Here is a 17,597-nt window from a genome sequence, read left to right on the forward strand (position 1 = left end):
AGATTGAAAAATTATGCGAAACTTGCGCTTCGAGAAGTTAGAACTCCTGTCGAACCTGGAGCGCAAGGCCAGGACGATCGAGTTCCACCCCCGCCTGACGGTGATCAAGGGCGAGAATGACGTCGGCAAGTCGTCCGTCATCAAGAGCCTTTACTGGACGTTCGGATCGCCAGTACGCATGCATCCGGAATGGGTGAAGGCGAAGGTCAAGGCTCGCGTCACCTTCACCATCGACGGAACGCGTTTCGCGATGGTCCGTGACGGAACGTCGTTCGGGCTCTTCAATGAAGCCGGCGAACTCCTGATCGCGACGAGAAAGATTACGTCCGAGCTCGGGCCGTACTTGGCGAAGATGCTCGATTTCGGTCTGGTGCTTCCGAACAAGTCGTCCGGGGAGCCGGAGACGCCACCGCCTGCCTACGCATTTTTGCCATTCTATGTCGACCAGGATCTAGGCTGGAAGCAGGCGCTCGAATCCTTCGAAGTCGGTGCGCAGTACAAGAATCCCCGCAAGGCGGTGATTGAATTCCACTCGGGCATCCGACCGAACCGCTACTACGAACTCCAGGCTCGAAAGGCGGCGCTGCAATCCGGTATCGCGGATCTTGGCCGCGACCGGCAGGTCCTCGAAAAGGCCGTCGGAAAGCTTAGTCTGCAACCAGCCTTCACAGGTACGGAATTCACCGAGCTCGAACATAGAGAATCGGTGAACCGTCTCCTGAGTGAGCTGCGGAACCTCAGGTCCGCAAGGCTTCACGTCGCCGCGGAGCTCGCCAGCCTAGTCGATGAGCGGGAGCTGTTGACGGAGCAGATGAAGATCGCGCGGCTGGCGATGCGCGAACTGGGCAAAGACTTCACGCAAGCGCTGGAGGAGGGCCAGGAGATCTTCTGTCCGACCTGTGGCACGTTGCACGAGAACGACTTCGGTCAGAAGTTCTCGATACTTGACGACCGCGAAGCATGCGCCCAATTCGTCAGGGACCAGCACGAGCAGCTCGTAGCTATTCGCCGAAAAGCGGAGAAGGCGGAAGCCGAACTGAAAAAGACGGATGTTTTAATCGACCGAGTAGGCGGGACCCTTGCCGAGAGGGAAGGAGAGCTCACGCTGAAGGAAGTTATCGAGAACGCAGGCGCGAACATGGCCCGCGGCTTGTTCGATAATCAACTCGAAGAGATACGCGCGGCGGTCGAGAAACTGGCAGGCGAGATCGTCGAGATCGATCGCGAGGTGAAAGGTCTCGAAGACAAGAAGAGGAAGGCAGACATTGAGTCCTTCTATGCGAAGAAGAGGACTTCCTTCCTTCGAGCGCTCAACGTGAAGAACATCGACTTCGACAGCGCGACCAAGATCACGAAGAAAGTCAACGACACCGGTAGCGATCAGCCGCGTGCGGTGCTGGCATATTACCTTGCCTTTATGTTGACCGTATTTGAATACTCCTCCGCATTGACTGCGCCGATGATCATTGACAGTCCGAACCAGCAGGATCAGGACGCAACGAACGTCGCTGCCATGATCGACCTGATCTTTAGCACGAGACCAGATGAGGGGCAGACGATCCTCGGCACGGTAAACCTTCACGATCAGGTCGTGAAGGACGGTAAGATCATAGAGCTTGTCGACGAGCTTTCGGTCATGTCGTCGACCGTCTACGACGATGTCCTCGCCACAATGACGCCTGCCCTCGACCGGATCTAGGGTCGGACTACGCACTCTCGTGTTGTGTTCGACCGGCACGATGAATCGCAGAAGTCTTGCCCCCTTGTCGGTAGAGGCGCCAGATCGTGCGAATGGCGTCCGCCGCCTGCCGAGGGGCAATGAGTGTAGCCTTCTAGCTGGCACCGTAAACTTAACGAAGTACCGATCAAAATGTGGGATCTGGCGGCATGACCCGATCTGCCCGTGATCCTCTTTATCGCCGCCACCGATTTCCAGCAGAAGTAATCGCCCAAGCGGTTTGGCTTTACTTCCGGTTTCCGCTCAGTCTGCGCATGGTCGAGGATATGCTGGCAGCCCGTGGCGTCACCGTCTCTCACCAGACTGTGAAACTGTGGGCGGAGAAATTCGGCAGGCACTTTGCCAAGGATATCCGTAAGCGATCAGCCGGCAGGCTCGGCGACAAATGGCACCTCGACGAGGCCGTCATCACCATCAGGGGAAAGAAACACTGGCTCTGGCGCGCCGTCGATCAGGACGGTTTTGTTCTCGCAACCACGTTGCCGGCCGCATCCTGGAACTCAGCGCCCTCAAGGCGAGCGGGCATGGCTCCAGGCTTGGCAATTGCCTCGTCCGGCTCGATGCGCATTGACACCGTTTTGCGAACCCGATCGCGCAGAAATTCGATTTCGACTTCCGATCCGACCTGAGCCAGGCCGACACGATTGCGGAGATCTGCCGAGCCCGTGATTTTCCGATTGTTGACGGCGATGATGACATCGCCAGCTCGAAGGCCCGCCTGTTCCGCGGGGGAATCTGTCTCAACGTTGCCGACGACGGCGCCGTAGCTTTCCTCGATGCTGAGCGCTTCGGCCAGGTCGGGAGTCAGGTCCTGGACGGAGATGCCGATCCGGCCGCGCCGCACTTCGCCATGCTCGATCAGTTGCTCCATCACGGCCGACGCCATCGCGATCGGAACCGCAAAGCCGATGCCGACATTGCCGCCGGCGGGCGCGATGATTGCGGTGTTGACGCCGACCAGCAGCCCGTCTGTCGTCACCAGTGCGCCTCCCGAGTTGCCGGGATTGATCGAAGCATCCGTCTGGATGAAATCCTCATAGCCCTCGACATTGATGCCGCCGCGGCCAAGGGCGCTGACGATGCCGGAGGTGACGGTCTGGCCAAGCCCGAACGGATTGCCGATCGCAACAACGGGGTCGCCGACCCGCAGGGCACCGGAATCGCCGAACGAGAGCGCCGTCAGCTTGTCGGCGTCGATCTTCAGCAACGCTATATCGGTTGCCTTGTCGCTGCCGACCAGTTCGGCCGTGAAGCGGCGGCGGTCCTTCAGGGTTACCGCAATCTCGCCGGCGTCCGCGACGACATGGTGATTGGTGAGGATATAGCCTTTGGCGGCGTCAACGATGACGCCGGAGCCCGCGCTTAGCCGCTGCTGCTGCTCAGGCAGATTGAAATAGCGGCGGAAGAAGGGATCGTTGTAAAGAGGATTGGTTTCGGCGGAAGCGCGAGACCTTACTGCAATGTTGACGACTGCCGGCGTGACGTCCTCCAAGACATCGGCGAGCGACGGTTGAGTGCTTGCCGAAATCGCCGACTGCGGCTGCGCCGCCGGTAACGGCGCAGGTACCAGGATGAGGACGAGTGCGGCGAATACGCCAACATATTTCGACGAACGCGTGGTCATTTTTGGCCCCGAATTCTTCAGATCCTCCTTCGGTGCAGGGGGCGGGCCCTCGGGGCCAGCCTCATCGGAGCCACGATTTTGGCTCCTGCCAAACCAGCACCAGTCCGATCACCAGTCCGATATCGAAACGCCGCTCCGATTCAGGCGCAAAGCATCTCTTACTTCACAAGTCTACCCAAAGCCCGCGCCCCGTCGGGGGCGCGGACTTATCATTGCAGTCAGAAGTCCATGCCACCTCCCGGCATCGGCGGGAGCGGTGCATCCTTCTTCGGCTTCTCGGCGACCATTGCCTCGGTGGTGATCAGCAGGCCGGCGACCGAGGCGGCGTCCTGCAGCGCGGTGCGAACGACCTTGACCGGGTCGATCACGCCCTGAGCGTAAAGATCCCCGAACTCGTTGGTCTGGGCGTTCCAGCCATAACCAAAATCGGTCTTCTCGCGCAGCTTGCCGACAATGATCGAGCCTTCGGCACCCGCGTTCTCGGCGATCTGGCGCACCGGCGCTTCGATCGCACGGCGAACGAGGTCGATGCCGTGCCTCTGGTCGGCATTCTCGGTCTGAGCGTTGTCCAGTGCTTTGACGGCTCTCAGCAAAGCGACGCCTCCGCCGGGCAGCACGCCCTCCTCGACGGCCGCCCGCGTGGCGTGCATGGCGTCGTCGACGCGGTCCTTGCGTTCCTTCACCTCAACCTCGGTTGAGCCGCCGACGCGGATGACGGCAACGCCGCCGGCAAGCTTGGCCAGCCGCTCCTGCAACTTCTCGCGATCGTAGTCCGACGTGGTTTCCTCGATCTGCGCCTTGATCTGCGCGACGCGGCCCTCAATCTCCGTCTTCGAGCCAGCGCCGTCGACGATCGTCGTGTTATCTTTTTCGACGACGACCTTCTTGGCGCGGCCAAGCATATTGAGGGTCACGTTCTCGAGCTTGATACCGAGATCTTCAGAGATCGCGGTTCCGCCAGTGAGGATCGCTATGTCCTCCAGCATCGCTTTGCGGCGGTCGCCGAAGCCCGGCGCTTTGACGGCAGCGACCTTCAGGCCGCCGCGCAGCTTGTTGACGACGAGGGTTGCGAGTGCCTCGCCTTCGACATCCTCGGCGATAATCAGCAGCGGCTTGCCGGATTGAACGACCGCTTCGAGAACCGGCAGCAATGTCTGCAGGTTCGAGAGCTTCTTTTCGTGGATCAGGATGTAGGGTTCCTCGAACTCAACCCGCATCTTCTCGGGGTTGGTGACGAAATACGGCGAGAGATAACCGCGATCGAACTGCATGCCTTCGACGACTTCCAGCTCCGTCACTGCGGTCTTGGCTTCCTCGACGGTGATCACCCCTTCGTTGCCGACCTTTTCCATCGCTTCTGCGAGGAAGCGGCCAATCTCGGTGTCGCCATTGGCCGAGATGGTGCCAACCTGGGCGATCTCGTCGTTCCTGGTGACTTTACGGGCGTTCCGCCGCAGTTCCTCGACCACAGCTTCGACTGCTTTGTCGATACCGCGCTTGAGGTCCATCGGGTTCATGCCCGACGCCACAGCCTTCGCACCTTCCTTGACGATCGCCTGGGCGAGAACAGTCGCGGTGGTGGTGCCGTCACCAGCGATGTCGCTTGTCTTCGAGGCAACCTCCCGCACCATTTGGGCGCCCATATTCTCGAACTTGTCCTCAAGCTCGATCTCCTTGGCGACGGTCACGCCGTCCTTGGTGATGCGGGGCGCGCCATAGGACTTGTCGATCACCACGTTACGGCCCTTGGGACCGAGCGTAACCTTGACGGCATTGGCGAGGATGTCGACGCCGCGCAGCATCCTTTCGCGGGCGTCGGAATGAAATTTCACTTCCTTGGCAGCCATTTTTCTACTCCTTCCTCAGGCAGCATTCCTTGTCTGGCAAGTCCGGATCGGCACTAGGCTGCGTTTCTCGCTACGGCGTCGATCTCGACCACGCCCATCACGTCCGATTCCTTCATAATCAGCAGATCCTCGCCATTGAGCTTGATCTCGGTGCCCGACCATTTGCCGAACAGAATGCGATCACCCACTTTCACATCGAGCGGTCGCAACTGCCCGCTGTCGTCGCGCGCACCCGGGCCGGCGGCAACGACCTCACCTTCCTGTGGTTTTTCCTTCGCCGTATCTGGGATGATGATGCCGCCGGCCGTCTTTTCCTCGGCCTCGATGCGGCGAACCAGGATACGATCATGCAAGGGACGGAACGTCATTTCGCTCTCCTCATCGACAAACAGATTTTTCAACGGGTCCTCGGCGCCGCATTCGGAGCGAACCGACGCGGGGCGCGCCGACCCTTTCGGCATCGCGCGCAAATCGATCTGGTTTTTGTCTTTTCGAGTTTCAAGAGGGAACTAGAAATTTTTTAGCACTCTACCCCATCGAGTGCTACCGGCATGAATTCATGAGACTATTTCACGTCGCTGGTGGTTGGAGGGTGTGGCTGCCTCTTGACGCAAGGCATCATGATCCCCACCTCATTCTCATCGACGCCGAGGTGGGTCGACACCAGTCCGGGAGCCCCAAGCTTCTTGGCGCTCCCTCGTACCTATGTTTCGACGAAGTCTTCCGCGGCTTCGGCCCGCCATCGTTGCTCGGTGGCACGTCGCCCTTCAATGGTTCGTGGCCGCACGTGGAAATCGAGGAGAATGACAACGAAATCCGCCTGATCGCGGAGGTACCAGGCGTCGATCCAGACAACATCGAGGTGCTGCTGGAAGATGGCGTGCTTACGCTTCGCGGCGAGAACAAATCGGAGACTGAGGACAAGGATCGCCGGTTCAGCGAGCGCTACTACGGGCGCTTCAAACGGCGGCTGTCCCTTGGTCGCCAAGTCGATGAGGACAAGGTCGCCGCTTTGAACTGCATTTCCCAATCCGCGATGCCGCCATTGCCTACGCAAAGCGACAGAAACTGAATTGCACCGTCGTAGACGACAGGAGCCGCCGTCCCTAGTTTTCGTTGATATTCGCCGGCAAGCTCTACCATTCAATCCCCGTTGCTGCGCGATCGGCGCATCGATCGGCATCGCCAATTTTCGGAGGAGCCCGCCGCTGAAGCGGCGGGCCGTACTCTCCTTTTTCTCGATCATACATGTGCATGCGGGTTCCGCCGATAGTCCCAGAGTGCCCAGGCTGACACGGCGGTGACGAGCACGCCGAGGACCACATGGGTCCACATCGCGTTCATGTTCGCCGCGAATTGAAGCAGCCAAGGCGAGACCATCAGCCAGGAGAAGATGCCTCAACCGCACCACCGCCTACCGCTCCTCCAGGCCTAAAAGCGGCCGCCGGAACATTAATGAAAAGCGAAAGCTGGCACCGTGCCGTCTGAAGAAGGCATTCTTTCGATGGGAACTGAATTCCCAGTCCGTATATCTTTGACGGGCCGCCTCATATGAGAATCGCCCGTCGGAAAGCTGGCAAGGCTTTGAAGCAGGCGCCAGATAACTCCGTCAGATATCGTACCGCGAATCGAGCTCTCGCAGGGCAGACCGAACCTCATCGATTGAAACCGGCTCAGGCGTTCCTGGTATATGACGGAGAGCTGGCTTCGAATCTATCGCGTAAAAGTCCGAAGACCACGCGGCGAGAATGGCCCGTTTATCATCGACAGAAAGTGCAGGAGCCTTCACCACATCCATTGGACGTCGAAACGGCGACCAGTGAGATGCTAGAACTTCCGGTCCGATGTTCACGGCAGTTGCGGCAATCTGCTTAAACATATCGTCCATCATCGGTTCACCTCAGCTTAGGTGCGGCTTCCTGCTCCACCTCGCATGATACGCCATGACGAGGTCAGTTTCCGGCGCCAGCAGATCGTGCTTTTCCGCGAAGGCGGCAAACAAGCCGCGTGCGGTCTCAGCTTCGATCTCGCCGCACAAGGCAGCACGGCATGCCTTGAGCGCAACCGAATGCGGACCATCCCTGAGCGATATCGGCCACTCGACCAGATGTCGGTAAGCGTCCATCACGCTTCTCACTTCCGTCGGGAATCCAAGACCGACGAGAATTCGCACAGGGTTCTTGAACATATCGGGTTTCATAACTCTCTCCTTTCCAACCCGGTGTGTCCATGGGCGCCATCGAAACGGCGCCCATCCGATGTTTTCGTTTACGCCGCGCTCTGGGCTTCGATCTGCGGCGCGGCGTCCAACCTTCCAAGAACGGAACCGCTTTGAATACTGACCTTGCGCGGTTTCAATGCCTCCGGAATTTCCCGGACGAGATCGATGGTCAGCAGACCATTGCTCAGTCCCGCTCCACGCACCGTGACATGGTCGGCGAGCTCGAAACGATGTTCGAACGGGCGGTGGGCGATGCCTCGGTGCAGATAGGCTTCGGACGGAGAATCCTGCTTCTTGCCAATAACGGTGAGAAGATTGGTCTGGAACGTTAGGTCCAGGTCGCCTTCGGCGAAGCCGGCAACCGCAATCGAGATGCGGTAGCTGTCGTCACCCGTCTTGACAATGTCATAGGGCGGCCAATCGCTGGTCGAACGGTCGCGCTGGGCGTTTTCCAGAAGATTGAAGAGCCGGTCGAAGCCAACGCTCGATCGGAAGAGAGGCGTGTAGTCGTAAGATGTTGCCATAGCCATATCCTCCTGAAAGCAACATGGATATGGAGCGCCGAAAGACGGCGCTTCCAGCATTGCCAGCCCTGTTGTCAGCGGCTGGCGGCAAATAATCTGGTATTTGTGAAATCCGGCTTCAAGTGCCGCCTTGGAGAATTTTCGCAAATCTCAGTGCAGCTTGAACTCACCTCCAATACGGCGCCATTCGTTCGGCCGGATCAGGCACTAATGCGTATAGCGAACGGAATGCAGCGGGCCGTCGAGATTGACTTGCCAGATTTCTGGTAGGCAGTCAGTGTGAGCGGCAGAAGGCTCAGATCGGCAAAATCTTGCGCAAGCGACGGAAGCCATTAAATCGGACGGAGCCTATGTCGATAGATATCGCGACCATTAGACGTATTGCCCGCCTTGCCCGTCTCGCACTCAGCGAAGACGAGGCTGAAAAAATGTGTGGCGAGCTGAACGAAATTCTGACCTTCATCGAGCAACTTTTGGAGGTTGATGTCGAAGGCATCCCTCCGATGACCTCGGTTGTGCCAACAACCATGAAAATGCGCCAGGACGTCGTGACCGAAAGCAATCATGCCGAAGAGATCGTGGCGAATGCTCCTCTCAGTGAGCGCAACTTCTTCCTGGTCCCCAAGATTCTCGAGTAAGCACAGACAGCCGCAGGCTTTGGAGCATTTCACGGCCGGCGATCGCAACAAACGATGCGCCCCTTTGCGTGGCGCGTGTTGGCGGCTTGAGATTTCCGGCCCACATCCGATGCTTCGAAAGCTTGCCGATCTCGTTTGTGATCGAATGATGTGTCATGGCGAAGGTCCTGTCGTTTTGCACTTAATCAGGTTCTTCCTCAAATTGTGGTTCACTCACCGTTAGACATGATGCCGCTATGGGCGGGGATGCACACGAACACGAAATGGTCGCCCGGCCCAGGTGCAAAAGTTCTGGGTGTCGCGCCCACTGCCTGATGACAGTTGGGTTGTTTCCGCTGCCTGTCCAGGGTTCGGCATTTGCCCTGATTGCGGCCGGAGGACTCGAAATCGGCATGGCTGGTCCAACCGGAGCCTTCAGGATCTGCCGGTCCAAGGAAAGGCAGTAACGGTTAAGCTTCGGTTGAGCCGCTGGCGGTGCGCACACCCGAACTGTCAACGACAAACGTTTACCGATCGACTTCCGACGAATGCTCCCCCTTATGCGCGCCGGACAACGGAGGGTCTCAGAGATTGTCGGTCTGCTCGGCCACAGTGCCGGCGGTCGTCCTGGCGAGCACTTGATGCGAAGGCTCGGCGGCATGGCTGTCAGCGATGCCGCGCTCGCGCGTTGCGACGCCACGATCCGGGTCGTTGGCATAGGGAGCTGGCGGCGATCCTGGCGCTACGGGGCCGGGTGCGGCACGCTCATCGACAATCACAGCAGAGGGTGTTCGATGCCGTGCATGCCTTGCACAAGGAGGGTCTGTCCTGTTCGGAGAAGGCGAAATTCTCAAGGAAGCGCTCGAAATTGCCACCGGCCCAAAAAAACATCTGTTGCGCTCGCTGTCATTGCCGAAGCACTTCGCGGTGACGGCGGTGTGCGAGACTTTGGGTGTTGCCCGGTCAAACATGGCAGAACGTGCAAGGCAGATCCCTTCCAAAGCCCGTGGACGGCCGCCGCTTGCTGATCGGGGACTGGTTGAAGGGATCAAAGCGATCATCGCCGACATGCCGACCTGCGGCTATCGCCGGGTTCACGCTATTTTGCTCGAAACGCCACCAACGAGGGGCGTGCCTGGCCAAATGCCAAGGGCGTTTATCGAGTGATCAAGCTGCATGGGCTGCTTCTTCAGCGCCATACCGGTGCTATCGATGCCCGCCGCCATGATGGCCGTGTTGCGGTCGAAGTGTCGAACCTTCGGTGGTGCTCAGTGCGCATTCCGGTGAAGTCGGCCGCTGATTCCGAAACGAAGCCGGCCACCTATTCCGATCGCACCGGCTATCGCCACTATCGCTCCGACCCGGCGATCTGCCGCGACTGCCCGTTGTTGGCCGCCTGCACATCAAACGCCGCTGCGACCCGCACCGTCACCCGTCATGTCTGGGCCGATGCCCGCGAGCGCACCGATGCCAACCGCCTGACGTCCTGGGGCAAGGCGATCTACAAACGCCGCAAGGAGACGGTCGAGCGCTCGTTTGCCGACGCCAAGCAGCTTCACGATCATCGCTATGGTCCTGACCAGGGCCCCACCCAAGGCCCGGCGCGCCGCGACGACACATACAAGCCGCCGCAATCCACTCGACAGCGCAAACCCCAAAACAAAAACCCGCCGAAAATATCGACGGGCTTGTCAGCAGTCTGAGCCCGCCGCTGAAGCGGCGGGCCATACTCCAATTCTCGATCATGCGTGGGCATGCGGGTTCTGCCGATTGTCCCAAAGCGCCCAGGCCGACACGGCGGCGACGAGCGCTCCAAGGACCACGTGGGTCCACATCGCGTTCATGTTCGCCGCGAATTGAAGCAGCCAGGGCGAGACGATCAGCCAGACCCCGAGCACCAGGCTCGACCACTCTTCCCACTCAGCAAACGCCGACAGCGCGGCGACCGCCAGAGCGGCGAGCAAGATTCCGACAATCCATGCGTTCCACGCCGGTATGGTTTCGCTGGCGAAGCCGAGCACCCAAGGTGAAACGAACAGGGCGACTGCGAGAACCAGATTGAGCCAATCCTGTGCTTTCTTGCTTTCCATCAGTCCATTTTCCATGACAACCTCCACGAATGAAGCTTGATCGACGGTGTTCTCGCGTGCTGTGCACGCTGCGCGAAACGATGTAATTTCGCGAAATACGATCTTCAAGAGCCCGATTATCTCCGTGGGCTGCAGCTACCACGACTAAGGCGATTGTGATCGACTGTCTCGGCAGATCGACGATCTTTGCGTAGGCGAACAGTGGCGGAACACCCTTGGAGGAAAGCCCGCGACGAAAGAGCGCGGCCATGCTCTCGAACCCGCGGTCCGCCCCGGACCTTTGAGTTCGCATATAAGCGTGGATGCATAATGCACACTCCACCCCTTGAACTCGCCAAGCCGCGAGAATAAATCTTTGGCGGGCGCCATCCAAAAGCGCTTTCCTTGTTGAAAACCAACGAATTCAGTGAGGTGGAAATGCACACGAAGATGTTTGACCGACCAGTTTACCTGCGTGAAAGGAAGGATCTGGTCCTCGAAATCACAAACCTGGACGACGCGATCGATTTCCTCGAGGAGTGGTCCAAAGGAGATCGCGATATCATTCATGACGCGACGCTGAAGACCTGCTACCTGGCACATGACGGCCACAAACCAGTTCAGGTGGCGCGCGACGCGCTCCGCTCCTTTGCGCACAAGAAGGGCATCCTTGTGAAAGCTCCTGCGGTGTTGCCTTGGATGATCAAGGCCAAGCCGGGCGGCGGTCGAGTGCACCCGTAAACCGGCTTTCTGGAGTGGGGGGCCGCGCTCGCGGCCTCTCTAGCGAGCGCGGTAAGCAGCGCTTGTTGCGTGGTTTTCAAGGTTGGCTGGCGCGGGCGGCAGTGAGCCTGCCTCCGAAACCGCTTTCCTCCCGTGGAAGCCATCGATAGCGCAGAGCTTCAACCAGCAGCAGCAGCGCGAAGGCAGGCGATGCCAAGCGGCGGCTCGGATAGTAGAGGTGATCTCCAGGACGAGGGACACCAGTCCGCTAGTGCCTGGATCAACCGTCCTTTCTTCACGAGCGGACCCAGGTGGTCGCACGGCAGGCAGGTAGGCCGCACCCGTCGAGGGCGGCGTCGAAACGACGTATTTTTGCGGAAACTGATCTTCAAGAGCCCGATTGTCACTGTGATGGGGCAGCCAACCATGAGTGACGAGATCTACGCCCCGCACCCTCCGTCCGCACGGTGGCCCAGGGGCCGTAAAGGCGAACGTGGGCCTGACACGATCAACCGAACTGCCCGGACATCGCGTCTGGCGGCTCTATCAGAACGCTTTAAGGGTGATGGCGAATTGCTCCGGTGCGCCGGAGCGAATGCTCGAAAGGCTGGGGCACTAAGAAGTGCCCCAGCCCAGCCATTCTAGGTAAGCGAGCGTTGACCGCCGGTACCCGTCTTCGCCCCGGGGAGTCCATCTGCACGGGTCGACATTCCCGCGTCTTGGCAGGCGTCCATAAACGCTTCTCGCGCGATGGCGACTGGCGTCACTCGGTTTAGGGCGCGGCGGCATGTTTGAACCGCCCGATTGTACTTTCTGCCGCGATAGATGGCCCAATCCCCTTCGAGGAAATCGAGCACGTCGTTGACAGAAGTGAAGACCTGAGACGCCCCGTCCTTCATCTGGACGGTGACGGGAGTCATCAAAACCAATTCCGGGTTGAGCATGATGTTCCTCCTTTCGCATTCAAGCCGGATGAAAAAGAAGTGAAGAAAATATCGGCGCAGACAGAGCAGATTTCAAGTCTTCCAACCCACCACATGTCGACGTCGATTAACGATCCGAGCGAACAGATCGCCGCCTACCCCCTCAACACACCCGGTTCACGGTGTAGGCGCGGGTATCCTTGCCTGCGCCTTGACAGTCGACGATCTTCGCACAGAAGAACCGGTCGGGACGAACCCTGACGAAGGAAGCCCACCATGGCCACCACGGACGATCAGCGCGAAATCCAACGTTGCTATGATCTTGGCGCAAACGTCTACATCACCAAGCCCGTCGACTACGACGGTTTCGCCCATGCGATCCGCTAGCTCGGCTTGTTCTTTTCGGTGATGCAGGTTCCAAGGCCGTCTCGCTTGGTGGTGTTGTGACCGAACTTTGTGACCAACGCATTCAAGTATGCCTACGAATCGCGAGCCATTGGCGAAAACGGGTTCGCCTCGTTCGAAGGGAGGACAACGCCGTGCTGGTCGTCGAGGACGACGGGATAGGCTGGAATGGCGAAGGAGATGCGAAGGGGACCGGCTGGCCAGCAAGATCGTTCGCGCGATGGCGACGAGTCTTGAAAGCATCGTGCGCTACGAGCTCCGCTGGCACGCGCGCAAGCCTTGAATTTTCCCCGTGATTGATCTCGTTCCGGGGTAGGCTCGGCCCCGGCACTCGTCTCGCTCACACGTCTTCACACGGCATGACGGCCATATTTGTTGGAGGCTGGCATCACGACAGGGAACCGGTCTACAAGTGGACCGTCTGCTCTTCCAAGCCCTCGCGGCTCCTGTGACTTTCGATGCCGTCATGGTGCGCTTCGCCGGCTCGATGAAATCTGGGCCCCGAGGCCTCGACCGGCCTCTTTCAAACGAGAAGCGTCGATGACGAAGCTTCTGGCTCGAAACGAGGAGACGAACCTTAGCCAGTTGAATTGTCGGCTGGCGGAAAACGCCAACCTTCCAATGAGGTTTCCCGCCAATCGGGCATCGCTGAGGGGGTGAATTTCGGCACGAATTTTCCGGCCTGGCGCTCCCTCATGAACTTCGGCGCGCGTCGGCAACCGAGGCGGCTGTTGTTTGAACGCGCTGGTCGGCTACACAGGAGGGGATCATACGCTGGTCCAGGTCGAGCTTAAATTCCCCTGACGAGAGGCGGCCATAGCCTTCGCCGAGAGGCAAGAGCCCGAACTTCCACCCAGAACGGCCTCGCCCGAGCGCTCGATCACGTCCCCGCGAGCTACGGAGAAGCTGATCGAGGCACTGCCCAGTAAGCGATCAAAGCGCAAAAGCCAGGCCGCTCGTTTCGGTGAGATCAGAGGCCGCCCGAGCAAAGAATGATCTATTCTCAAGCAACGTCGGCTCTTGAAACGCGCGTTTTGCTCACCTACCTCATTTTTGCCGGATGCCCCACTCGGGTCCTGGCACGGGAACGATGGTCCACTCATGCGTTGGACCGGGTTCGGTTCATATCACTTCGCAAGGAGGATATGGTCCGGCATCTGCCCGACCCCCGCCTTCTTGCGTTAGCGCGCTGTGCGATCGACCGTCTCGGTCTTCTCATCGTGTCGTCCCGACCGCCTCCGATCCATTCGGCCTCCGGCATGCACTTGCTTGGCACGTCGCAAGCAACATGGCTGATTAGGAAACGAAGGAGGATGCACATGCTGGTATCGGATTTTGGCCGCATCGGGTTCGACCCGTTTCTGGAAATGCGGCGCATGCAGCAGGAAATGAATCGGCGCTTGTCCGACATGACAACCAAAGCCGCCCAGGAGTTTCCACCCGTCAACCTCTGGATGGGTGAAGACAGCGTGGCGGTGACTGCTGAATTGCCTGGGATCGCGCCTGACGATGTCGATCTTACGGTTCGCGAGAACACGTTGACATTGGCGGGCGAACGCGGATCCCCGGCGGAGGACGAGAAATCCGTCTGGCACCGGCGCGAGCGAGTGTACGGAAACTTCTCACGAACGGTGCAATTGCCTTTCCGCGTCGATCCGGAACAGGTCGAGGCGCGTTTCACCAACGGGCTACTCGAAGTCGAACTGCACCGGCCGGAGACGGATCGGCCGAAGAAGATCCAGATCAAAGGATAAGGAGGCAAACATGGCTCAGGAACTGAAAACGACCGAGCGCCGGACCCCAAGCAAGCTTGACGGTGGCGAACCGACCCATTCGCGCCCGGTGTTTGTCCCGCGCACCGATATCTATGAGACAGAGGACAATGTCGTTGTTCTCGTCGACATGCCCGGCGTCGCCTCGGAGGGTGTCGACATCACGCTCGAGAAGCGGACGCTGGCGATTCGCGGCTACGCGACGGACCAGCAGCATGACAACTATCGCCAAATCTACGCCGAATATGGCGCGGGCAATTATGAGCGCGTCTTCACGCTGTCCGAGGATATCGATCGGGACAGTATCGAGGCATCGCAGAAGAACGGCGTCCTGCGGCTGGTCCTCCCGAAGGCCGCGCCGGCCAAGGCGAGAAAGATCCAGTTGAAGATGGCGTAATTCGTCTGGAGAAAAGGAGGTTGACCATGCAGATTAGAGATCTGATCCCCTGGGGCAATAACAAGGGAAGCGAAATTGCGAAGTCAGACGAGGGAAACCCCATCTTTTCGTTGCAGCGCGATGTGAACCGTATCTTCGAGGACTTCTGGAAGCGGTTCGATCAACCGTTCGGCGCTTTCGGGCGTTGGGATACCGGCGGGCCGCGAACGGACATCGCCGAAACCGAGAGTGCCCTCGAGGTTTCGGTGGAACTTCCAGGAATCGATCAGAAGGACGTCGATGTCTCCCTGACGGACAGCGCGCTCACGATCAAGGGAGAAAAGAAGAGTGGGCAGGAAGAGAGCAAGAAGGGGTATCACGTGTTGGAACGCTCATACGGGTCGTTCTACCGCTCGATCCCGCTCCCGTCGGGCGTCGACACGGATAAGGCCGCCGCGCAATTCAAGAATGGTGTCCTGACTGTGACGGTCCCAAAAACGGAGGAAGCGCTGTCGCGTGTGAGGAAGATCGAGGTGAAGGCGACCTGACATCTACTTCACGGTCGTGAGATGCGGCGGACGAAATCCGTCGCATCTCTTACGATTACTGCATGAGTCTCGTCCGGGGATACGCCATGAGCGAAGCGCGGGCGCGGGCGAGATCTTCTCGGGCGACGGTCAGCATCGCGTCTGCCCTATCCAGAGCCGCGAAAGCGGCCGCACTCGGATTGGGCCGTTCCGCAGTGATGCGAACCCAGGCGCGATCGATTTCAGCAAGAACGGCGCGAACATTCGCGATCGCTCGTTCAATGGCATCGTAGAGAGCAATCTCCTCTGCGGAGACTATTCGCGAATTGTCATCGGTCATCGATCTTTTTCCGGCCACACCGGTCCATTGTGCATGCTCGAATGGCAAAACTACCACCAAGAGCGCTCATTTTAAACAGTAGCGTGGCAACGATGGGATCGAAAATGGGTGAGAAACGCCGAACCGGTGGGCGCCGATGGACGTGTGCTAGAGGCATCAAGGCTGATAGTCGCGGCCATGGAAACGGCTCATGAACGTTGGTCCACTGCCAATTCTCCCCTCTGCCTTCAACATCAGTTTTCCTGAACGGACACGCCATTCTGGTCAAGCGGGACTTCAACGCCGGCCGGCTTCGTTTCCTCGCGATAGAGGTAGACGCCGAGGACTATGACGGCGACAACCAGGCCGCCGATGATCAGGTCGAGGGTGTTGTTTTGCTGCATGAGAGCAATTTTGCCTCTAATAGGTGAAGGGAGGAGCGGTTATCCGACACAAGTTTTGATGAGCTGGCATCAATATCAACGGCGACACGGATCCGAAAAAGTCAGCCCAACAACCACCCCAAAAGGAAAACTGAGTATGCCGACCCCGCCAAGCAAAGCCGCCCGGGCCTGCGTGCCCATTTGCTGCGCCGTCCCGCCCGCCGATTTCGACACGTCCGTCGTAAACATCGGATACCCGCTCGCGCGCTTGATCCAACACGCCGGTCGTTCGATTGATCTTTGCCACTTCACGGCGAAGCGTCGCGATCTGCTTTCCTAATGCGTCGTGGGTATCGCCGACCGCCGGAGCGGCGGGTTTTGAAATCTTGGCCATCAACACGTCCCTAAAAAGGCCTTGTCCAATCCACGTGTTCCGTATCAATTCTTGGTCCCTTGCGAGTGAAAAGGTCCCGTTCCAGAACCTTTCCATATTTGGTCGTCGCCCGGATTAGCGTTGCCAGCGGCCTTCGTACTTGAACTCAGGGGCTGCCTTGAGCTGATCCTTGGTCGCATCCATCACCGCCGTCCACTTCTTGTCGTTTTCGACATAGGTGATTTTAACGGCCTTCGGGCTCACGATCACGTAGCGATCGCCCATCCCGAGAAACCCGCCAACCGACGCGATGTAACCCGTCAGCTGATCCTCAGACAGGATCAGATCCTTGATCTCGCCGATCGTCTCGTTGGCATTGTTTGTGACATTGAGATTGATGAGGTTGTAGCGGAGATGTCAGGTTAACTTCGTTGGGCCGAGATTTGGGACAACTTCGGCGCTCATGCAGTAGTGACACCGGCAATCGAATGCCAGTGCGCGATCGCTCTGACGCGATGCAGATGAATGGCCATGGCGGTGCGTTTCGAGCGCGGCGGAACGAAGAGATTTCGCACAGCCGAGAAGACGGCCAAGAAGCTCTGTAATCCTCGGGCTGAGCGAAATCCCTGCATCACCCGTTCGCGTTTTCGCAACGGCAGATGCGAGTTTTCGGCGCGATTGTTCAGCCCCTTGTGCGATCGATGTTCGACATCGGGCATGATCTGACGGTGTGCCGCGCCATAGGAACGCAGCTTGTCGGTGACGATCCGCTTCGGCAGGCATCCCTGTTTCTTCATCAGGCGGATCAGGAGGCGCTTGGCCGCCTTGGTGTTGCGGCGCTTCTGGACGATTTCATCGAGAACATAGCCGTCCTGGTCGACCGCCCGCCACAGCCAGTGCTTCTCGCCGGCGATTGTGACGACGACCTCGTCAAGATGCCAGACGTCGCTGGCCCTCGGTGCCTTCCGCCGCAGTCGGCGCGCATAGTCCGGCCCGAATTTCCTTGCCCAGCCGTCGTTTGGCACTTGAAAGGGTTCATCCTCAATTTCTGTGATTCAGTGGCAGCATTCTCGCCCTCATCAGTTGTGGGCCGGCGCGACCGTACATTGCTCGCTTCAGCATCTTGAGGCGGTTGATCTGCCCTTCGGCTTGACCGTTG

17 protein-coding genes and 11 pseudogenes are annotated in these 17,597 nt (G+C 58.9%); 12 read left to right on the forward strand and 16 right to left on the reverse strand.

Going from position 1 to position 17,597, the window contains the following annotated elements; all coding sequences use genetic code 11:
- Window positions 1-22 precede the first annotated feature (22 nt).
- Both IB277_RS20885 and IB277_RS20890 read left to right on the forward strand, forming a co-directional pair.
- Window positions 23-1,699: an AAA family ATPase gene (locus tag IB277_RS20885; RefSeq protein WP_192371541.1), complete on the forward strand. Its 1,677-nt coding sequence runs from the start codon at window positions 23-25 to the stop codon at window positions 1,697-1,699.
- A 188-nt stretch (window positions 1,700-1,887) separates the two neighbouring features.
- Window positions 1,888-2,220 (forward strand): annotated as a pseudogene (locus IB277_RS20890) (IS6 family transposase); the annotation flags it as partial.
- On the opposite strand, the gene IB277_RS20895 reads toward IB277_RS20890, so the two are convergent.
- From IB277_RS20895 to IB277_RS20905, 3 genes are all read right to left on the reverse strand, one after another.
- Window positions 2,190-3,362, reverse strand: a complete 1,173-nt coding sequence (locus IB277_RS20895) for a Do family serine endopeptidase (protein WP_246812760.1) — start codon at window positions 3,360-3,362, stop codon at window positions 2,190-2,192. The pseudogene IB277_RS20890 and the gene IB277_RS20895 overlap by 31 nt on opposite strands.
- Window positions 3,363-3,580: 218 nt before the next feature.
- Window positions 3,581-5,209: a chaperonin GroEL gene (gene groL, locus IB277_RS20900; protein WP_192371542.1), complete on the reverse strand. Its 1,629-nt coding sequence runs from the start codon at window positions 5,207-5,209 to the stop codon at window positions 3,581-3,583.
- Window positions 5,210-5,262: 53 nt separating this feature from the next.
- Window positions 5,263-5,577 carry a co-chaperone GroES gene (locus tag IB277_RS20905; RefSeq protein ID WP_058325139.1) on the reverse strand — a complete coding sequence of 105 codons (315 nt, stop codon included), beginning with the start codon at window positions 5,575-5,577 and terminating at the stop codon, window positions 5,263-5,265.
- Between the two features lie 341 nt (window positions 5,578-5,918).
- Between IB277_RS20905 and IB277_RS38145 the strand changes: the two are divergent.
- Window positions 5,919-6,221, forward strand: a pseudogene (locus IB277_RS38145) (Hsp20/alpha crystallin family protein); the annotation flags it as partial.
- 230 nt (window positions 6,222-6,451) lie between these two features.
- Here the strand turns inward: IB277_RS38145 and IB277_RS20915 are convergent.
- The 5 genes and pseudogenes from IB277_RS20915 to IB277_RS38155 all read right to left on the reverse strand — a co-directional run.
- Window positions 6,452-6,595: pseudogene (locus IB277_RS20915) on the reverse strand (SPW repeat protein); the annotation flags it as partial.
- A 223-nt stretch (window positions 6,596-6,818) separates the two neighbouring features.
- Window positions 6,819-7,100, reverse strand: coding sequence for a hypothetical protein (locus IB277_RS38150; protein WP_192371544.1), 282 nt, complete (start codon window positions 7,098-7,100; stop codon window positions 6,819-6,821).
- 9 nt (window positions 7,101-7,109) lie between these two features.
- A complete protein-coding gene (locus IB277_RS20925; protein WP_192371545.1) occupies window positions 7,110-7,409 on the reverse strand; it encodes a DUF982 domain-containing protein in 300 nt (99 codons plus the stop codon).
- Between the two features lie 68 nt (window positions 7,410-7,477).
- Window positions 7,478-7,954 (reverse strand): Hsp20 family protein, encoded by a 477-nt coding sequence (locus IB277_RS20930; protein WP_192371568.1) that lies wholly within the window; start codon window positions 7,952-7,954, stop codon window positions 7,478-7,480.
- A 150-nt stretch (window positions 7,955-8,104) separates the two neighbouring features.
- Window positions 8,105-8,218, reverse strand: a pseudogene (locus IB277_RS38155) (protein usg); the annotation flags it as partial.
- A gap of 86 nt (window positions 8,219-8,304) precedes the next feature.
- On the opposite strand from IB277_RS38155, the gene gatC reads away from it, so the two are divergent.
- The 4 genes and pseudogenes from gatC to IB277_RS20950 all read left to right on the forward strand — a co-directional run.
- A complete protein-coding gene (gene gatC, locus IB277_RS20935; RefSeq protein WP_192371546.1) occupies window positions 8,305-8,592 on the forward strand; it encodes an Asp-tRNA(Asn)/Glu-tRNA(Gln) amidotransferase subunit GatC in 288 nt (95 codons plus the stop codon).
- A 307-nt stretch (window positions 8,593-8,899) separates the two neighbouring features.
- Window positions 8,900-9,341 (forward strand): annotated as a pseudogene (locus IB277_RS20940) (transposase family protein); the annotation flags it as partial.
- Window positions 9,342-9,408: 67 nt separating this feature from the next.
- Window positions 9,409-9,842, forward strand: a pseudogene (locus tag IB277_RS38160) (IS3 family transposase); the annotation flags it as partial.
- A gap of 54 nt (window positions 9,843-9,896) precedes the next feature.
- A pseudogene (locus IB277_RS20950) lies at window positions 9,897-10,157 on the forward strand (transposase); the annotation flags it as partial.
- A gap of 156 nt (window positions 10,158-10,313) precedes the next feature.
- Here the strand turns inward: IB277_RS20950 and IB277_RS20955 are convergent.
- Entirely contained in the window at window positions 10,314-10,676 is a 363-nt protein-coding gene (locus tag IB277_RS20955) for an SPW repeat protein (RefSeq protein ID WP_060585946.1), read from the reverse strand.
- A gap of 402 nt (window positions 10,677-11,078) precedes the next feature.
- Between IB277_RS20955 and IB277_RS20960 the strand changes: the two genes are divergently transcribed.
- Window positions 11,079-11,381 carry a DUF982 domain-containing protein gene (locus IB277_RS20960; protein WP_060585965.1) on the forward strand — a complete coding sequence of 101 codons (303 nt, stop codon included), beginning with the start codon at window positions 11,079-11,081 and terminating at the stop codon, window positions 11,379-11,381.
- Window positions 11,382-11,457: 76 nt separating this feature from the next.
- Here IB277_RS20960 and IB277_RS38165 read toward each other — a convergent pair.
- Window positions 11,458-11,659 (reverse strand): annotated as a pseudogene (locus IB277_RS38165) (hypothetical protein); the annotation flags it as partial.
- Window positions 11,660-12,001: 342 nt separating this feature from the next.
- A complete protein-coding gene (locus IB277_RS20965) occupies window positions 12,002-12,304 on the reverse strand; it encodes a DUF982 domain-containing protein (RefSeq protein ID WP_192371547.1) in 303 nt (100 codons plus the stop codon).
- A gap of 258 nt (window positions 12,305-12,562) precedes the next feature.
- Here IB277_RS20965 and IB277_RS20970 point away from each other — a divergent pair.
- The 4 genes and pseudogenes from IB277_RS20970 to IB277_RS20985 form a co-directional block, all read left to right on the forward strand.
- Window positions 12,563-12,670: pseudogene (locus tag IB277_RS20970) on the forward strand (response regulator); the annotation flags it as partial.
- Window positions 12,671-14,007: 1,337 nt separating this feature from the next.
- On the forward strand, window positions 14,008-14,442 hold the full coding sequence (locus IB277_RS20975; RefSeq protein ID WP_192371548.1) for an Hsp20/alpha crystallin family protein: 435 nt from the start codon (window positions 14,008-14,010) through the stop codon (window positions 14,440-14,442).
- A gap of 10 nt (window positions 14,443-14,452) precedes the next feature.
- The gene (locus IB277_RS20980) at window positions 14,453-14,857 is read left to right on the forward strand and encodes an Hsp20/alpha crystallin family protein (RefSeq protein WP_192371549.1); all 405 of its coding nucleotides are present in this window, start codon (window positions 14,453-14,455) and stop codon (window positions 14,855-14,857) included.
- Window positions 14,858-14,883: 26 nt separating this feature from the next.
- Entirely contained in the window at window positions 14,884-15,384 is a 501-nt protein-coding gene (locus IB277_RS20985) for an Hsp20/alpha crystallin family protein (RefSeq protein WP_192371569.1), read from the forward strand.
- 55 nt (window positions 15,385-15,439) lie between these two features.
- Here the strand turns inward: IB277_RS20985 and IB277_RS20990 are convergent, their stop codons facing one another.
- The 5 genes and pseudogenes from IB277_RS20990 to IB277_RS21010 all read right to left on the reverse strand — a co-directional run.
- Window positions 15,440-15,703, reverse strand: a complete 264-nt coding sequence (locus IB277_RS20990) for a hypothetical protein (protein ID WP_192371550.1) — start codon at window positions 15,701-15,703, stop codon at window positions 15,440-15,442.
- 233 nt (window positions 15,704-15,936) lie between these two features.
- Entirely contained in the window at window positions 15,937-16,086 is a 150-nt protein-coding gene (locus IB277_RS20995; RefSeq protein WP_169680755.1) for a hypothetical protein, read from the reverse strand.
- A 16-nt stretch (window positions 16,087-16,102) separates the two neighbouring features.
- Window positions 16,103-16,459, reverse strand: coding sequence for a hypothetical protein (locus IB277_RS21000; RefSeq protein ID WP_226020876.1), 357 nt, complete (start codon window positions 16,457-16,459; stop codon window positions 16,103-16,105).
- Between the two features lie 114 nt (window positions 16,460-16,573).
- Window positions 16,574-16,852: pseudogene (locus IB277_RS21005) on the reverse strand (PRC-barrel domain-containing protein); the annotation flags it as partial.
- 47 nt (window positions 16,853-16,899) lie between these two features.
- Window positions 16,900-17,448 (reverse strand): annotated as a pseudogene (locus IB277_RS21010) (IS6 family transposase); the annotation flags it as partial.
- Between the last annotated feature and the right edge of the window lie 149 nt (window positions 17,449-17,597).

Origin of the sequence: Ensifer sp. ENS07, assembly GCF_014852185.1 — a bacterium.
GTDB classification, from domain to species: Bacteria; Pseudomonadota; Alphaproteobacteria; order Rhizobiales; family Rhizobiaceae; genus Ensifer; species Ensifer adhaerens.

What these genes read in the sequence shown, in the direction of transcription:
- IB277_RS20895 (WP_246812760.1), bottom strand. Translation starts at nt 3,362, where the DNA reads ATGACCACGCGTTCGTCGAAATATGTTGGCGTATTCGCCGCACTCGTC.
- groL (WP_192371542.1), bottom strand. Translation starts at nt 5,209, where the DNA reads ATGGCTGCCAAGGAAGTGAAATTTCATTCCGACGCCCGCGAAAGGATG.
- IB277_RS20905 (WP_058325139.1), bottom strand. Translation starts at nt 5,577, where the DNA reads ATGACGTTCCGTCCCTTGCATGATCGTATCCTGGTTCGCCGCATCGAG.
- IB277_RS38150 (WP_192371544.1), bottom strand. Translation starts at nt 7,100, where the DNA reads ATGATGGACGATATGTTTAAGCAGATTGCCGCAACTGCCGTGAACATC.
- IB277_RS20925 (WP_192371545.1), bottom strand. Translation starts at nt 7,409, where the DNA reads ATGAAACCCGATATGTTCAAGAACCCTGTGCGAATTCTCGTCGGTCTT.
- IB277_RS20930 (WP_192371568.1), bottom strand. Translation starts at nt 7,954, where the DNA reads ATGGCAACATCTTACGACTACACGCCTCTCTTCCGATCGAGCGTTGGC.
- gatC (WP_192371546.1), top strand. Translation starts at nt 8,305, where the DNA reads ATGTCGATAGATATCGCGACCATTAGACGTATTGCCCGCCTTGCCCGT.
- IB277_RS20955 (WP_060585946.1), bottom strand. Translation starts at nt 10,676, where the DNA reads ATGGAAAATGGACTGATGGAAAGCAAGAAAGCACAGGATTGGCTCAAT.
- IB277_RS20960 (WP_060585965.1), top strand. Translation starts at nt 11,079, where the DNA reads ATGCACACGAAGATGTTTGACCGACCAGTTTACCTGCGTGAAAGGAAG.
- IB277_RS20965 (WP_192371547.1), bottom strand. Translation starts at nt 12,304, where the DNA reads ATGCTCAACCCGGAATTGGTTTTGATGACTCCCGTCACCGTCCAGATG.
- IB277_RS20975 (WP_192371548.1), top strand. Translation starts at nt 14,008, where the DNA reads ATGCTGGTATCGGATTTTGGCCGCATCGGGTTCGACCCGTTTCTGGAA.
- IB277_RS20980 (WP_192371549.1), top strand. Translation starts at nt 14,453, where the DNA reads ATGGCTCAGGAACTGAAAACGACCGAGCGCCGGACCCCAAGCAAGCTT.
- IB277_RS20985 (WP_192371569.1), top strand. Translation starts at nt 14,884, where the DNA reads ATGCAGATTAGAGATCTGATCCCCTGGGGCAATAACAAGGGAAGCGAA.
- IB277_RS20990 (WP_192371550.1), bottom strand. Translation starts at nt 15,703, where the DNA reads ATGACCGATGACAATTCGCGAATAGTCTCCGCAGAGGAGATTGCTCTC.
- IB277_RS20995 (WP_169680755.1), bottom strand. Translation starts at nt 16,086, where the DNA reads ATGCAGCAAAACAACACCCTCGACCTGATCATCGGCGGCCTGGTTGTC.
- IB277_RS21000 (WP_226020876.1), bottom strand. Translation starts at nt 16,459, where the DNA reads ATGGCCAAGATTTCAAAACCCGCCGCTCCGGCGGTCGGCGATACCCAC.